This window comes from Phormidesmis priestleyi ULC007, assembly GCF_003003695.1.
Classification (GTDB): Bacteria; Cyanobacteriota; Cyanobacteriia; order Leptolyngbyales; family Leptolyngbyaceae; genus Phormidesmis_A; species Phormidesmis_A priestleyi_A.
The window spans coordinates 17,927-34,068 of the sequence record NZ_PVWG01000021.1 but is presented as its reverse complement, the minus strand read 5'-3'; the positions used below and the strand labels follow the sequence as shown (position 1 = coordinate 34,068).

Annotated in this window: 14 protein-coding genes; 5 read left to right on the top strand and 9 right to left on the bottom strand. The window is 46.6% G+C overall.

Translation table 11 applies throughout. The features are described from left to right. The first annotated feature begins 4 nt into the window (after positions 1 to 4). The gene (gene ruvA, locus C7B65_RS16780; protein WP_073073519.1) at positions 5 to 628 is read left to right on the top strand and encodes a Holliday junction branch migration protein RuvA; all 624 of its coding nucleotides are present in this window, start codon (positions 5 to 7) and stop codon (positions 626 to 628) included. On the opposite strand, the gene C7B65_RS16775 is transcribed toward ruvA, so the two are convergent. From C7B65_RS16775 to C7B65_RS16765, 3 genes are all read right to left on the bottom strand, one after another. Then, a complete protein-coding gene (locus C7B65_RS16775) occupies positions 618 to 1,463 on the bottom strand; it encodes a tetratricopeptide repeat protein (RefSeq protein ID WP_083583038.1) in 846 nt (281 codons plus the stop codon). The two genes, ruvA and C7B65_RS16775, sit on opposite strands and share 11 nt — an antisense overlap. An 11-nt stretch (positions 1,464 to 1,474) precedes the next feature. Beyond that, complete coding sequence (locus tag C7B65_RS16770) at positions 1,475 to 2,311, bottom strand: tetratricopeptide repeat protein (protein ID WP_073073517.1); 837 nt, start codon at positions 2,309 to 2,311, stop codon at positions 1,475 to 1,477. Positions 2,312 to 2,441: 130 nt separating this feature from the next. Beyond that, entirely contained in the window at positions 2,442 to 3,185 is a 744-nt protein-coding gene (locus C7B65_RS16765; RefSeq protein ID WP_073073515.1) for an LmeA family phospholipid-binding protein, read from the bottom strand. Positions 3,186 to 3,468: 283 nt separating this feature from the next. On the opposite strand from C7B65_RS16765, the gene C7B65_RS16760 reads away from it, so the two are divergent. The 4 genes from C7B65_RS16760 to C7B65_RS16745 all read left to right on the top strand — a co-directional run bounded on the left by C7B65_RS16760 (position 3,469) and on the right by C7B65_RS16745 (position 9,245). Then, the gene (locus C7B65_RS16760; protein WP_073073514.1) at positions 3,469 to 4,863 is read left to right on the top strand and encodes a 3' terminal RNA ribose 2'-O-methyltransferase Hen1; all 1,395 of its coding nucleotides are present in this window, start codon (positions 3,469 to 3,471) and stop codon (positions 4,861 to 4,863) included. Continuing rightward, positions 4,860 to 7,445: a polynucleotide kinase-phosphatase gene (locus tag C7B65_RS16755; RefSeq protein WP_073073512.1), complete on the top strand. Its 2,586-nt coding sequence runs from the start codon at positions 4,860 to 4,862 to the stop codon at positions 7,443 to 7,445. Before C7B65_RS16760 ends, C7B65_RS16755 begins: the two co-directional genes overlap by 4 nt. Positions 7,446 to 7,730: 285 nt before the next feature. Continuing rightward, the gene (locus C7B65_RS16750; RefSeq protein ID WP_073073510.1) at positions 7,731 to 8,777 is read left to right on the top strand and encodes a zinc-dependent dehydrogenase; all 1,047 of its coding nucleotides are present in this window, start codon (positions 7,731 to 7,733) and stop codon (positions 8,775 to 8,777) included. 99 nt (positions 8,778 to 8,876) lie between these two features. Next, a complete protein-coding gene (locus C7B65_RS16745) occupies positions 8,877 to 9,245 on the top strand; it encodes an EamA-like transporter family protein (RefSeq protein WP_073073508.1) in 369 nt (122 codons plus the stop codon). A 26-nt stretch (positions 9,246 to 9,271) separates the two neighbouring features. Here C7B65_RS16745 and C7B65_RS16740 read toward each other — a convergent pair whose 3' ends face one another. The 6 genes from C7B65_RS16740 to C7B65_RS16715 form a co-directional block, all read right to left on the bottom strand. Beyond that, on the bottom strand, positions 9,272 to 10,345 hold the full coding sequence (locus tag C7B65_RS16740) for a glycosyltransferase family 4 protein (protein ID WP_073073507.1): 1,074 nt from the start codon (positions 10,343 to 10,345) through the stop codon (positions 9,272 to 9,274). Positions 10,346 to 10,357: 12 nt separating this feature from the next. Beyond that, positions 10,358 to 11,509, bottom strand: coding sequence for a glycosyltransferase family 4 protein (locus C7B65_RS16735; protein WP_073073506.1), 1,152 nt, complete (start codon positions 11,507 to 11,509; stop codon positions 10,358 to 10,360). Between the two features lie 32 nt (positions 11,510 to 11,541). Next, positions 11,542 to 12,513, bottom strand: a complete 972-nt coding sequence (locus C7B65_RS16730; protein ID WP_073073593.1) for a GDP-mannose 4,6-dehydratase — start codon at positions 12,511 to 12,513, stop codon at positions 11,542 to 11,544. A 194-nt stretch (positions 12,514 to 12,707) separates the two neighbouring features. Beyond that, complete coding sequence (locus C7B65_RS16725; RefSeq protein ID WP_073073502.1) at positions 12,708 to 13,640, bottom strand: glycosyltransferase family 2 protein; 933 nt, start codon at positions 13,638 to 13,640, stop codon at positions 12,708 to 12,710. Further along, complete coding sequence (locus C7B65_RS16720) at positions 13,627 to 14,874, bottom strand: glycosyltransferase family 2 protein (protein ID WP_073073500.1); 1,248 nt, start codon at positions 14,872 to 14,874, stop codon at positions 13,627 to 13,629. The genes C7B65_RS16725 and C7B65_RS16720 overlap by 14 nt, the downstream gene beginning before the upstream one ends. A gap of 50 nt (positions 14,875 to 14,924) precedes the next feature. Beyond that, the gene (locus C7B65_RS16715; protein WP_223257423.1) at positions 14,925 to 16,133 is read right to left on the bottom strand and encodes a glycosyltransferase family 4 protein; all 1,209 of its coding nucleotides are present in this window, start codon (positions 16,131 to 16,133) and stop codon (positions 14,925 to 14,927) included. Positions 16,134 to 16,142: the final 9 nt, after the last annotated feature.

The following is a 16,142-nucleotide window of genomic DNA, read 5'->3' as shown; positions in this document are numbered from 1 at the left end:
CTTCATGATTGGCTATCTCAAAGGAACGATCGCAGGCATTCAAAAAAGCAGCAAGCACGTCACCCTCACCCTTGAGGTAAATCAAATTGGCTATGACCTGCAAGTCGTGCCGCGATTGCTGCAACAACTTCCTGAAGTTGGGGAAGACGCTCAAATCTTTACGCATCTCAATGTGCGAGAAGATCAGGTGACGCTGTTTGGGTTTAGCTCATCTGCCGAACGCGATCTGTTTCGGCAACTCGTGAGCGTCAGCGGCATCGGCCCGCAACTGGCGTTAGCCTTGCTCGACACGCTGGGACTGCAAGATCTCGTTCAGGCGATCGTGACGGGCAATACACGCCTACTTTCTCGCACTCCCGGCGTTGGCAGCAAAACCGCCGAGCGCATCGCTTTAGAGTTAAAAACTAAACTTGCCGAATGGCGACAACAAGCAGGCATTGCCATCGCCCCCGGAGCCGGGCCTGCTACTAATATTCTTGAAGATGTCGAGATGACCTTACTCGCATTGGGTTACACCGATCGAGAAATCACTCAAGCCTTGCAAGCCGTCGGACAAAGCACCACGCTCTCAAAATCAGATGACGCTGAAGCCTGGATTCGTCAAGCGATCGCGTGGCTCAGTCAATAACCAATGCCCGTAGGACACTGATCTCTTCTCTAATTAGTGCCTGAAATCTTGCGTCTCCTCGAAGGGTTTGAAAACTCAATTCGGTGGTCGCCATGCCTTGAATGATACAGCGTGACAACTGAATAGCTCGATCCAAATTCTCTAAGGCTTGGTCAAGCTCTCCCTGGAGCGTGTAGGTGCAGGCTTTGCCATACCAAGCGCTGGCATTGCGATCGTTGATTTTTAAGCAGTTGTCAAAACTGACCAACGCCTCAGCATAGCGGCGCAGTTTATTGAGAATTACGCCTCGATAGTTCCAAACATAGTCGCAGTTCGGTTTGATTTTTAGCGCCATATCCACATTGAGCAGAGCCGCTTGCTGGCGATTTAGACACGAAAGTGCAATGCCCCGGTTATACCAGGCTTTGTGGCTATCTGGGTTGAGCGCCAACACTCGATCGAAGCTAGCGATCGCTGTTTGGTAGCGAGAAAGATTGAGCAAAATTTTGCCGTGATTCTGCCAGGTGCGATAGTCATTTGGCTCAAACTTGAGCGCTTGACGAAAGCTGGTCAAGGCTTCTTCAGGGTGACCGAGTTTACCCAGCGCGAGACCTCGCCCCTGCCACGCCAGCGCCCACTGAGGACGCAGGACGATCGCCCGTTCAAAATTGACGATCGCGTCTTCATAGCGTCCTAGCTTTTCCAGCGCATATCCTCGGCAAACTAGTGCATCAACGTTGTCAGGCTCAACCGTCAAAATCTGCTCATATTTAGCAGCCTGCTGTCCATAAGCCATGAGCAACCCTAACGATCGCCCCCAGCGATATCTAGCCTCCCGCGATTCCTCAAGTTGCATATCGCGCTGTCTTACGCCTCGCCTGGATATCGAGCCGCTAACAGAGATAGAAAGCGTTCATCTTGCCGGAGTGGGTCAAAGTCGGCGTTGGCTTGAGCAATCTCACGATATTCACGAGGGTTGAATTCGAGCGCACGTTCTAGGTGCTCAAACGCCAGATCTAGTTCGCCCTGAATGGCGTAGCAACAGGCTTTGTTATACCAGAGGGTGGCGGTGTTTGGCTTGAGTTCTAAGGCTTTGTCATAGCTGGCGATCGCCGCTTCAATGTGCCCCAAGTGATAGAGGGCGTTGCCTCGGTTTGTCCAAGACTCTTCAAAATCGGGCTTAAACTCTATCGCTTTGTCGTAGCTGGCAATCACTTTTTCAAGCTGACCCAGTTTGCGAAGAGCCAACCCGCGACCATACCACGCCCAATGATAATCAGGCTTAAACTCAATGGCCCGATCGTAGCTATCTACCGCTTCTTGATAGCGCCCCAGGTTTCTCAATGAGATGCCCCGGTTATACCAGGCCCAGTAGTAGTTTTGCCTGAATTTGGTCGCCTGGTCATAGCTGTGGATGGCTTCTTCATAACGAAAGAGTTCATCCAAGGCGTTGCCTCGGTTGTTCCAGGCTTCTGGGAAACCGGGTTGATAGTCAAGGGCTTGGTCGTAGCTGGCGATCGCCTCCTCGTATTTTTTGAGGTGATATAGAGCGTTGCCCCGGTTATACCAGGCATCAGAGTAGTCGGGTTTTAGATCGAGAGCAGCTTCGTAACTGTGGATTGCAGTTTCGTAAGCTTTTGTCTTGTTTAGATACAGACCCTTCTGAAAGAAGAAGGTCATCTCAACGTCTTGGGTTTGGCTCATCGCCTAAGTTTATCTTACCTAAAGTGTCTTCGTTAAGATTCCCAGGACACGGTGCCGATTCCCACCAATGCAAAGAAAATTTATAAAATCGGGTGAAGAAAAAGCGAGGAAAGCTTAATTTTTCTCAAATCTAAAGATTAGGAATTTGGTTGACGTGAATTTGAGCTTCTACCGTTAAACTTCCCGGTTCGACTTGCATGGTTTTGATTTGCAGTGAAACCCCTTCTAGTTGAAAATACGGTTGACGAACGAGTTCTTGAACTTTGCTCAGTAAGACGATCATGAAGGGAATTGAAACTCCCTGTCCGGGGGCGCAGCAGAAGGTTTCTAGCAAAATTGGCTGGGTGTCAGTGCGAGGGCACGCAACGGCAGCGAACGTAACTGAGCGGGTTTCGCCCACTTCGCTTATGCTGATTGCTCCACTAAAATGAATTTTTCCAACACTTTGCAAACGCATCTCCAGGGGGAAGTCTAGGGCGATCGTCACTCGTTTTCCTTCAACATCAAGTTCTACAGGAGGCAGATTACTTTTCACATAATCTGAGTTTAAAGCTTGATTAATATCTGCTTCGGTGAGAACAATTCGTGCGGTTGTATCGACGGGTTGATCGAGTTTTATATTTCCTAAAAGCGCACTCAAAGGGTTAATTGAAATCTGGTTTGTGTGCAGTTCTACTGACTCTAAACGAATGTTTTCTTGAATAGTTAATCCTTGCCCTTCTACCACAACAAAATCTACTTTCCCTTGAACCACTTTTAGGAGATCAGTTTCGATACGCACCCCTATATTTTCAGCTTCGTCTAGTTGGCTAGACAGTCCGAGTTTGAGTGCTTCTGAAAGGGCTTGCTCTTCTAATTTAGGTTGATCTGACATGGGTGGCTGCCTACATTCGTTGTATTGATTACTAGTCTATTAATGTATAACCAGCTTAGTATCTGCACTGTGGGGGAACAGCGTTTTTTTGTTAGGAATGAAATGTGAGATTAATCGAGTGACGATCGCCACGAAAAACACTTTTTGATCAGCGTTCTAAATAATTAAAAAGTATCTATAGGAATAGACCGAGATAGAAGTTATAAAGATTAAGTATTCCTAAAGTTAGAGATTCTAGAGTAAAGTCGAAAAAGCGAGACTGAAAACGGACACTAAACCTCTCATGCTTCTGACGATTAGCACCACCCATTCTCCAGCAACCGACTTAGGATATTTGCTGCACAAACACCCCGATCGTTGTCAAACTTTTGATTTGTCTTTTGGGCAGGCACAAGTTTTTTATTCAGAAGCAACGGTCGATCGCTGCACAGCCGTTTTGCTGTTAGAAATCGATCCGGTACGATTGGTGCGAGGTAAATCGGGTTTTTCGCTGGATCAGTATGTCAACGATCGCCCTTATGTCGCGTCATCTTTTTTGAGTGTGGCGATCGCTCAAATATTTGGCTCGGCGCTGTCGGGTCGAAGTCACGATCGCCCCGATTTGGTGACTCGTGCAATTCCGCTAAAGGCAACGCTATCGATGGTGCCCTGTCGTCAAGGACAGAATTTTTTGCATCAGCTATTTGAACCTTTGGGATACACTGTTAAGACGACACAGCATTCGCTAGACGAACAGTTTTCTGAATGGGGCGAGAGTCGCTATTTTAGCGTTGAGTTAGATGCAAAAATACAGTTAAAACAACTATTGAGTCATCTTTATGTACTGATTCCGGTGTTGGATGAGGATAAGCACTATTGGGTAGGAGAAGAAGAAATTGAGAAGCTGTTGCAACATGGAGACGGATGGTTAGCAACACATCCTGAGAAAGTGCAGATTACGCGACAATATCTCAAACGAGAACGGACTCTTACACAAGCTGCATTAGCTCAGTTAATCGTTGAGGAAACACCTAATTTAGACGTTGCTGAAGACACTCACAATCAGGAAGAAGCTGATATTGAGAAATCGGTTAGTCTAAATCAGCAACGACTTGAGATGGTTACGTCAACGCTAAAACAGTGTGCTGTGAAACGAGTCATTGATTTAGGATGTGGAGAAGGAAACCTTCTGCGAGTTTTAGCAAAAGACAATTTCTTTGAGCAGATCACTGGAATCGATGTCTCGTATCGATCGCTCGAAACCGCCCAAAAACGCCTTGACCAATTATTGCTAGGCTCCAAACAGCGAGAGCGAATTCAACTCATGCAAGGGGCGCTGACTTACCGCGATCGCCGATGGGATGGCTATGAAGGCGCAACCCTGATCGAAGTGATTGAACATTTAGACTTGCCTCGACTAGCAGCCCTTGAGCGCGTAGTTTTTGAGTTTTCTCGCCCTAAAGTCGCGATCGTCACCACGCCAAATGTGGAATATAACGTTAAATTTATTGCCCTCGCTAATGGCACCCTACGTCACAAAGATCACCGTTTTGAATGGACTCGGCAGGAGCTTCAAACTTGGGCAAATCGCGTTGGTCAAGAGTTCGGATATACCGTTAGGTTTGAAGGAATTGGCAGCAACGATCCGATCGTCGGTTCACCGACCCAAATGGCAGTTTTTGAGCAATCAGTCCTATGAAATTAACCGTTCCTGAACTTTCTTTAGTCGTGCTGATTGGCGCATCGGGTTCTGGTAAATCGACGTTTGCCCGCAGCCACTTTTTGCCGACCGAAATTATCTCCTCGGATACGTGTCGCGGACTGGTCTCAGACGACGAAACGAACCAAGATGCCACCCGCGATGCGTTTGATGTGCTGCACTACATTACGGCAAAGCGACTAGCCGCTGGAAAGCTGACTGTGATCGATGCCACCAACACTCAGGCAGACGATCGTAAAACGCTCATTAAACTCGCTCGTGAATATCACTGCATTCCCGTCGCGATCGTGCTGAATTTATCTGAGAAACTCTGCCACGATCGCAATCAGCAACGCCCCGATCGTGCTTTTGGTGCTCATGTAGTGCGTCGTCATGTACAAAATATTCAGCGATCGTTGAAAGGATTACAACGGGAAGGATTTCGTCACGTCCACATTCTGTCAACGCTAGAAGACATTCAATCAGCAAGGATCGAGCGTCAACCTCTGTGGACTAATCGCAAACACGAACACGGGCCCTTTGACATCATCGGTGACGTGCATGGATGTTGCGATGAATTAGAAGCGCTGTTGCAAACGCTGGGATACGATCCGATACCCACCGCAGAAAGTCGCCAATTTGCGGACTTTGCCAGCTATCGGCATCCGCAGGGACGAAAAGCTGTTTTCTTAGGAGATTTGGTCGATCGCGGCACCCGAATTCTCGATACTTTAAAACTCGTTGCCAACATGGTTGCTACGGGCGATGCGCTCTGCGTTCCTGGCAATCACGACTCCAAGCTGCTGCGAAAGCTCAAAGGTCAAAACGTTCGAGTTAATCACGGGTTAGAGCAAAGCCTCGCCGAAATTGAGGCGTTATCAGAGGAAACTCGATCGCCCTTTGTGCAAGACCTTCAAAAATTTCTCGATTCGCTCGTGAGTCATTACGTGCTAGACGAAGGCCGTCTGGTCGTCGCCCACGCTGGCATGAAGCAAGCCTATCAAGGACGCGGTTCGGGGCAAGTTCGAGAATTTGCGCTGTATGGAGAAACCACCGGAGAAATCGACGAATTTGGGCTGCCCGTTCGCTATAACTGGGCATCTGAATATCGGGGCACCGCAATGGTAGTCTATGGACACACGCCGATTCCCGAACCTGTTTGGCTAAACAACACCCTCAACATTGATACGGGCTGCGTTTTTGGCGGAAGACTAACGGCGTTGCGCTATCCCGAAAAACAATTGGTGTCGGTTCCTGCCGATCGCGTCTACTGCGAACCGATCCGACCGCTCATCGTTCCTCAAGCCGCGGGTGAATTAACGCCTCAACAAGAAGTCGATGGCGTGTTAGACATTACCGATGTGTTGGGCAAACGGATCATTTCCACCCGATTGCAGCGCAACATCACGATTCGAGAAGAGAACGCGATCGCCGCTTTAGAAGTGATCAGTCGATTCGCCGCCAATCCAAAATGGCTGATTTATTTGCCGCCTACCATGTCGCCCGTCGAGACTTCCACTCAACCTGAGTTTTTAGAGCATCCTGCCCAAGCGTTTGCCTATTATCGCAAGCAAGGCATCGCCCAAGTGGTCTGCGAAGAGAAACACATGGGGTCACGAGCAGTCACGATCGTCTGTCAAAACATCGAAGCTGCCAGCAAACGCTTTGGAGTCACCGATGGCAGTGTAGGCATCTGCTACACCCGCACCGGACGGCAATTTTTTGACAACTCCGCCCTAGAAGCCGAATTTTTGACCCGCGTACAAACCGCCCTCTCAAATAGTGGCTTTTGGGAAGAATTTCAAACCGATTGGGTGTGTCTCGACTGCGAACTGATGCCCTGGTCAGCAAAAGCCCAAGGACTTCTGCGAGAGCAATACGCTCCGGTTGGACGGGCAGCACGAGTTGCGCTCACTGATGCCGTGGCGCTGCTCAAACAAGCCCAACAGCGAGGCGTAGAGGTCGAGTCTCATCTGCAACACTATCAGCAGCGATCGCACCTCGCCGATCGCTATGTAGCGGCTTATCGTCGCTATTGCTGGTCAGTTAACACGATCGCCGATCTCAAGTTGGCTCCCTTCCACATTCTCGCCACCGAGGGAGCCGTGCATCTAGACAAAACTCACCTTTGGCATTTGCACCACATTGCTAAGATTGCTCAAGCCGATCCACAGCTATTAATAGCAACCGCCTATCAGGTTGTGGATCTGAACGACCCGACGAGCCAAGAGGCAGGAGAAAATTGGTGGCAAACCCTCACCCAGCAAGGTGGAGAAGGAATGGTGATCAAACCACTGGATTTTGTGGTTCAGCGCGATCGGGGCTTAATTCAGCCTGCGGTGAAGTGTCGAGGTCAAGAATATTTGCGAATTATCTATGGCGCAGAGTATTCGATGCCTGCAAACTTAGAGCGATTGCGGCAGCGTGGCTTGTCGGCGAAGCGATCGCTGGCGCTGAGAGAATTTGCCCTCGGTGTTGAGGCACTAGAACGATTTGTTGCCAAAGAGCCGCTCCGTCGCGTTCACGAATGCGTGTTTGGCATTCTGGCACTAGAAAGCGAACCCGTTGATCCTCGTCTTTGAGCCAAGCCGAGATAGTTCAATCCGACGTAGGGCAGTTTCATTGTCGCGAGAGACTTTACCCCTCCCCCAGCCCCTCTCCCACAAGGGCGAGAGGGGGACCAGAGCCTAATTTTCTCCCTTCTCGCTTCTCCTTGGGGAGAAGCGATTATCTTGAATGTCCGGGAAACTATGCCAATGCAGGAACAGGGTTGGGGATGAGGGTCTTCTCTTTATTACCTCATATTCATGCGGCTCTCTCGCTAATGGTAAAGTCACTATCGGAGAGTTATTCAAGGGATTTGACTGATGAAAGCGCAGGTATTTCGGGGAGTTGACCAACTAAGTTATGAAGAGGTGCCACTGCCAGAGATCGGAGCAGATGAGGTTTTAGTGCAGGTTCAGGTCGTAGGCTTGTGTCAGTCGGATATTAAGAAGATCAAATATCCGCTTTATGAGCCGCCGCGAATTTTTGGACACGAGACTGCTGGCACGATCGCTGCCATCGGGTCTGAGGTGCAAAAATGGCAGATGGGCGATCGTGTCGTCGTCCTACATCACATTCCCTGTATGCACTGCGCTTACTGCCTTAACGAAAATTTCTCAATGTGTGAGGTCTACAAAAACATCACGACCACAGCCGGATTTGCGCCCAGCGGTGGCGGCTTTGCCGAGTATGTGAAAGTCCCCGGTCACATTGTTCGCAACGGGGGACTGATGATCATTCCCGACGATGTGACCTTTGAGCAAGCCAGTTTTGTAGAACCGACCAATTGCTGTTTAAAGGCCGTCAAAAAAGCGCAAATTGCTCCAGGTCAAACCGTTTTGGTGACGGGTGCAGGCCCGATCGGACTCATGTTCATCATGTTGGTGAAATATTTTGGAGCGCGGGCAATCTCCACCGATCTGATGCCCTCTCGGATGGAAAAAGCCCTCAATGTCGGAGCCGATGCCGCATTCGATGCTCGTGACCCAAATCTAGTGAATAAAATTCACTCACTGACTCAGGGCATGGGCGTAGATGTCAGTTTGCTGGCGGTTCCCAGTGACAAAGCTTTTTTTCAAGCATTGGATTGCACTCGTAAAGGCGGCAAAATTCTCTTTTTTGCAGAGTTTCCTGATGAGTTGGAGATTCCGATTAATCCCAATATTTTATATCGCCGAGAAATTGATTTGATGGGCAGCTATAGTTCGTCTTATCGAGTGCAATCACTGGCGGCAGAGATTGTGTTTAACCGTCGAATTGATGTCGATGCGCTGATCAGCGATCGCTACCCGCTCAAAGATTTGGCAATGGCGGTCGATCGGGCAATCACTCCAACGCCAGAAACCTACAAAATTCTGATTTTTCCCTAACTGTTTGAGTTATAGTTCTCGGAGATTTTAAGATATTTTCCTAGGTCTTGAAATCTCTGACTCGAACCCATTCAATAAAGTCTCACCGAAGGATTTCTCGTGACCTTTCAAGAGTTTGCTTTCTTTTTGATGTCGATCGCCGCAGGCACAGCCGGACAGTTTTTTTTAAAGACAGGAGCGCAAAAGCTAGGACGAGTAAACACTGGAAACTTTCTGGGTCACGTCCTTAGCATTGCCACAACGCCTGAACTTTTGATCGGTCTGGTTTTCTATGGGGTTGGCGCAGTTCTCTATATCTTGCTGCTGACTCGTGTGAAACTAAGCGTTTTGGGCCCGGCGGTGGCTCTGCAATATATCTTTGCCGTTCTGATGGGCAAATTTATTTTTGACGAGCCAATTCCGCTGACTCGCGTTGCAGGTATGGGGTTGATTATTTGTGGCGTTATTCTTTTAATCTCACGAGATTAGAGCGGCGGTTCAGTTCTAAAACCTATTTACAGAAATTGCTTGAGAATGGTAGCCGTTGCGTCTGCGGTCTTTGCCCAACTAAATTGACTGGCTCTGTCGAGGCTGAGTTGACGTAAGTGGGTTCTCAAGTTGGAGTCGCTACTGACTTGGCGTAGAGCATCGGCGATCGCTCCCACATTATAGGGATCAACCAACAGCGCGGCTTCTCCCGTGACTTCTGGCATTGATGACAGATTTGAGGTGATCACCGGGGTTCCACAGGCCATAGCTTCTAAAATCGGCAAACCAAATCCCTCCCACAAACTTGGAAACACGAGCGCGATCGCTTGATTTAACACGATCGGCAACTCGTCATAAGGGACATAACTCAAAAACTTAACTTGCTCGGTCAAACCCAAGCTAGCGATCTGATTCACTAAAATTGGAGTGTGGCGCTGATCAGAGGGCCCTGCGATCCAAAGCTCGTAACTAGAGTGATTGGGCAGTTTTGAAAAGGCTTTGATCACTCGTTGCAGGTTTTTATAAGCATCATGGCGACCCAAATATAAGAAATAATTGCGCGTTGGTAAATCTAAACAGCGAAAATGATCAGCATCATAAGCTAAGGGAATCACCGTGGTTTTTTTAACGGAAATGTCAAAGAAATTTATGGCATCTGTTGCAGTCGCTTCAGAATCACAAATAATCTGTTCGGCTTGAGATAACACCTGAGGAACATAATATTTGAAATAAGGCGTTAGAGGAGATGAAGCCCTTGGAAACCGAAGCGGAATCAAGTCATGCAATGTGACCACATAACGAAGATTGGTGAAAAGTGGAGCTTCAGGAATGGGAGAAAATAACAGACTCGCTTTCAGCTTTTTGTAAAGGTTTGGTAGCTTAAGTTGAGTCCACAAAAGCCGTGAAAGATGCCCTTTACTTCCTTGATCGGGGGTCAAATTATCAGGAATTGAGTAACAACGATGATCAGGAAAACTTTGCGAAGTTAGCAATATCGGGTTTAAACTTCTCAAGCCAGGAAGTAAATTTTTGGCATAGACGGTGTGGCCTGTGGGTTTATCTGCTAAAAAAGACAGGTTGATGAGTAGCTGATCAAACACGACCTGAACAATTTACGACATTAGCAGTTTATAAGCTTTTAGCGTTTCTCTGGCAGTATTTTCCCAAGAATAGCACCTCGCTCGATCGCGCCCCTTCTGGATCAACTCATTCCGCAGGTGAGAATCGCTGACCACCCGTAAAATTGCCTCTGCTAAACCAGTCACATCATTTGGCTCAACAAAAAGCGCCGCATCGCCTGCAACTTCAGGCAGTGAAGAAGTGTTTGCAGTGACCACGGGTGCGCCTAGAGTCATGGCTTCTAAAACAGGCATTCCAAACCCTTCATAGTAAGAAGGGTAGACAAAAACATCCGCTTTAGAATAGAACAAAGCAACTAGCTGATCAGAGAGATAGCTCAAATGATGAATTGATTTTTGGTAGGGCGATCGCGCCATTCGCTCAAAGATTGGCTCATATAACCATCCTTTCTGACCAATTAATATCAGGTCATGATCAAGGCGGTATTTTTGCTTTAAATAATCGAAAGCTTCTATCAGATTAATAATATTTTTGCGAGGCTCGATCGTGCTCACAAATAAAATATAAGGCTTTGAAAAATCGTAATGGATAGACTCTTTTGGCGAACAATTAAAGCTAGGATCAACGCTATATCGACTTGCTAAAGGAGTTACACAAATTTTGTCAGGATTCACTCCTAGATAATCGACAATATCGTTTTTAGAACTTTGCGAGATCGTGAAGATTAAATCTGTCCACTGGAGACATTTTTTAACTCGCTCCGCATAAGCGCCAACCGTCGAATTTGTGTAGTGAGGATAGCGAATAAACGTCAAATCATAGATAGTCATCACTCGCTGACTGTGCCGAAACGGAAAAACAGTGTAGTTTGTTCCATGCACAATATCTGGAGCGCCAAAACAGCGTTCAAAATAAGGAATGAATAAGCCAGGAAATTGAACAAAAGAATTGGTTAGTCTGACCGGAAACGGAAATAATCGGAGGTTTGAATAACTTCTAAGATGTTCTGGAAACGAAAGATTACCCTTCAACCAGTTTTTTAGCCCTGGTTGATAAACTACATCTAGCTCAAAAGCTTCCTCAGATTTCAAGCTCTCTAATGCCTGAACTAACCCCGCAACATATAACCCGATGCCACTGGGTTTTGGCAACAACGGAGTGGCATCGATCGTAATCTTCAACATCGTTCAAAAAACTTTCTGATCAAGTCACCATTCTAGGCTTTGCGGTCTGTCAGTTCTTTGAGATCGTGGTCAACCATCAACTCCACCAACTGCTCAAACGGATATTGAGGCTGCCAGCTTAATTGCTTACAGATTTTGTCGATCGAACCGACCAATTGCACGGCTTCGTCGGGTCTATAAAAAGACGGGTCAACCGAAACATAGTCTTGCCAGCGCAGCCCAACACATCCAAACGCACACTCTACAAGCTCTTTAACCGAGTGCGTTTCACCACTGGCAATAATGTAATCGTCGGGCTGATCTTGTTGAAGCATGAGCCACATCGCATGAACGGCATCTTTGGCATAACACCAATCGCGCCGCGCTTCTAAGTTGCCCAGTTTTAACTCACTTGCCAGCCCTAGTTTGATCCGAGCGGCTCCCTGCGTAATTTTGCGAAACACAAATTCTGTGCCTCGGCGAGGCGACTCGTGAGTATAGGTGATTCCACAGCAAGTATACAAACCATACTGCTGGCGGTAGTTGATGGTCATCCAGTGAGCGTAGGCTTTAGCGACTCCATAGGGGTTGCGAGGACGGAACGCTGTTCGCTCAGTTTGAGGAGACTCGTCGGGCTGGCCAAACACCTCACTGCTCGAAGCCTGATAAAACCGTGAGCTAGGGTGGCAGCGACGAATCGACTCTAACAATCGAGAAACTCCCAAAGCCGTATATTCTGCCGTGAGTGCGGGTTGAGTCCAAGAGATGGGCACATAACTTTGAGAAGCCAGATTGTAAATTTCGTGGGGCTGAGACTGTTCGATCGCATCCATCAGCGAACATTGATCGAGCAAATCGCCAGAGAGAATCGTGACTTCGCCAGAGAGATGACGAATGCGATCGACCTTCCCAGAGCTAGAGCGACGAACCAGACCAAAAACTTGATAGCCTTTGCTCAAAAGAAGTTCAGCTAGATATGAACCGTCTTGACCTGTGAGTCCTGTGATGAGAGCTTTTTTTTGCACTTTTTTCAAGTTTGCTGAACTCTACTTAGCTGTTTACACATAAACGTACAACATTCAGACCTCTTTACCAAAACTTCAAACTTGGGCGCGATCGACCTTCCTGTAACAAATCCGCATGAGGGCAATGCCGTGCCATGCCTGTACAAAAAGCGTAGGGGCATGGCAGGCCGTGCCCCGTCGGATTGAACGATCGACTAAAAAGCCAGAAGTTTGTGCGCTTTGCGATCGCTAAAAATTTGGTGAACTTCCTGTATATGAAACATCCATTCATCAATGGGCTTGTGCTTAAGAACATTGATTCTGTGAGCAATCAGAACGTGCCAAAAGTTTTCGTAAAACTCAAAAATTTCTGGAAAGTGCCCTGGATTCACTCTATAGAAATGCTCCTTATTATAGTTAATCATTTCAGTTTCTTCTAGTTGTCTTCCTAGATAAAGCTGATGCAATTTGGCAATTTCAGGAAGCCCTGTTGAATGCCATAAGTGAGCTGATTTTTGGGAGGGATACTCTCTGAACAATCCCACCACTTCTTGAATAGCTAGAAATTTCGCCCCGTTCTTGAGAAAGCGTAGAAATAGTTCATAGTCCATTGCAAACTTAAATTCAGTATCTACGTAAGCACCCGCCTTCTCGAAGATGCTTCTTCTCCAAAATGTACATTCTTGGGGAATAAAGTCGCTCAAATAAAAATTTTGCTCTGAGAAAGGTCGATAAGGATCGCAGTGAAGGAAACAGCCGTCTTCGTCAATCGAATGCCTTTGCCCGTAGAGAACGTCAACGTCGGGGTGCTGATTGAAGTAGTTTACAACGGTGGCAATAGTGTCTGAGTTGGCGTAGCAATCATCAGAATTGAGATAGGCAATAATATCACCACTGCAATACTTAAACCCTTTATTTAAAGCATCTGTTTGACCTTCATCTGCCTCAATAATTGTGGTGTCGATTAATTCTTGATATCGCTCAAGAATCGATATCGTTTCGTCTGTTGAGAGACCATCTACCACAACATACTCAATGTTCAAATAACTCTGGGCTACAACGCTGGCGATCGTTTTCTCAATGAACTTTCCCTGGTTATAAGAAGGCGTAACGATACTAACTTTTGGAAGACGATCATTCTCTGTCATTGTTCTTTGTCATACTCAAATCTTGAATGCTCTCACGAAGCTTTGCTAACTCATCGAGAACAGTGACATTCAACTTTTCGTTTGATTGTTGATGCTTTACATCAATGACGATCATATAAATGTGAATTAATTCGTCTGCTAGCTTTTGAGCAAGTTGACTTTGCAGTTCTAAATGGGTTTTCTGAGCCTCCAAATTATTTTGACGAATCCGTTTTAGCTCTTGATGAACTTCATTATGAACTTCATTTACTACTTCGCTTTTGATTCTTTTATATAGAGGATTTGTCAAAGTTTCGTAAACGGGTTGAGCAACTCTTTTCAGCACACTTCGCCCCTTCCGAATTGGAGTTTTGAGGACGATCGCATTAGCAGCAACCCACCAAAGAAAAATTTTGGTGATTGCTTTGGGAGAAATCAAACTTTTCCAGTGCCAGTATGACCAGAAGCTAATTTTGACTAATTCGTTGATGAACTGCCGTTCCTGTTCTGGTTGGGTTCGATCCAGTTTCAACGTTTGATCTAACTTCACATGAGAGTAGCAGAAAATCCAGTGGCTCGGAACAATGCCAATCTCACGACGCAGCATATCGTTGATTTCGGTACAAACGGCGAGTCTTTGTCCTAGAGTTTTGTTGGTCTTATACAGTCTTGAAGCGGCTAGTTTTTTAGGCAAATAGTAGAATTTGATGTGCTTTCCATAACGCAACCACAACTCATAATCCATGCAGTAGTCTAAGGCAACATCTAAGTTTCCATACTTCTCGACTAAACTCCGTCGGAAAAACACAGCAGGCTGACAGAGATAACAGACTCTAGTGAGTCGTTTATAGTTCCAAGCTTCTGTTGGATAAGGCTCAATCAGGCGATCGTATTCATCAATATAATCGGCGTTTCCGTAGATAATTTCTACCTCTGGATGCGCTTCAAAAACTGCTTGAACTTGCCTAAAAGCACCTGAATAGTAAACGTCATCGGAGTTGATCCAGGCGATGATCTCGCCCTTAGTCATAGCAAGGCCTTTATTAACGGCATCTGACTGCCCGCGATCGGGTTCCGACACCCAGCGCAGTCGATCTTCATACCGCTTCAAAATCTCCACCGTTTCATCTTTACTGCCACCGTCACAGATGACATACTCAATATCAGCATCTTGTTTTAAGACGCTCTGAATGGTGCGTTCAATGAAACGACCTTGGGAGTATGAAGGGGTAATAACGCTGAATTTTAAGCTCACAGGTGATGAAGGGTGTTGACGAATCGAAAAAGTACCTGAATGAGTATATACTATGTCAGTCTATTCCTGTGCGTCTGCTTGCGGACAACTTCCGAAAATACTTCGAGATATTCCTGCACCATTTTTTCTGATTCAAACAGTTTTAGCCGTTCGTAGCCTTTGTCAATCAAATTGATCGCAGTAGCTTCGTTACGATCAATTTGAGATAAGCAATCTGCCAATTCTTCAGGGTTTTTTGGATCAAAATAAATCACGGCATCGCCTCCGACTTCTGGCAGGCTTCCCGCAGTACTCGACAGCACTGGTTTACCAAAAACCATTCCTTCCAAAATAGGAATTCCGAAGCCTTCGTACAGCGACGGAAAGACCAAAAATTGACATCCTCTCCAAACTGATTCTAGTTGAGCTTCACCCAAGTATCCGAGAAAATGAACGCGATCGCTCAGTCCAGCTTCTGCAACCATCTCTCGAAGCTTTTGTTCTTCCTGCTTGAGTGCCCCGGTGAAAACTAGATTCAGCGTGTTGTCTGGAAAATTCTTCTGATAAATTTCGTAGGCAGCCAACAGCATTCGATGATTTTTGTGGGGCCAATAGTTAGCCGGATAGAAGGCATAATTGCGATCGTCCAACCCCAATTCCTGAAGATTTTCCATGACAGTTGCTGGGTCTAAACCTGCCCAACGATCGTGAACCGAGATATGAATAACGGATAATTTCTCAGCGGGCGCATTCAGCTTGGTCAAAAAAGATTGACGGCTAAACTCTGAAATGCAGATCAACTTTTGAGCGACTTTCAGTAGATTACCGAGAAAGAGATCTCGCTGCTGCCGTTCTTCATCGGTGAAAAAACTGGGGTAGTCTAAATGCTGCAAATCATAGACAATCGCAACGGTTGGAATACCCTTCTCTGCGGAATTTGTGGCTGAAAAAGGACAAAAAAGTAAGTCAATTTCGTACTCTTTTAGCAGAGATTTCTTTGGATAAAATCGTTTCAGCTTGCCTCGAATTTTACGCTTTACCTTGTTTAGAAACCGAATAGCCCTAAGATCGCTAGGCGGAGAATCAGCAGGCGGAGCTGAAGAGCCAATCGGAATACATTGGGTGTTGGCAGTCTCATACTCCAGCAGTTCTGCATGATTCCAAGGAGCCGTGAGTAAAAAGAACCTATATTGGGGAGCCAAGGTTTGCAGTTGCTTAAAGAGAGTCAAGACTAAGACTTTAGAACCTCCATTTTCGCCATTTGAAAGCACAGAAAGCATATCCACAGC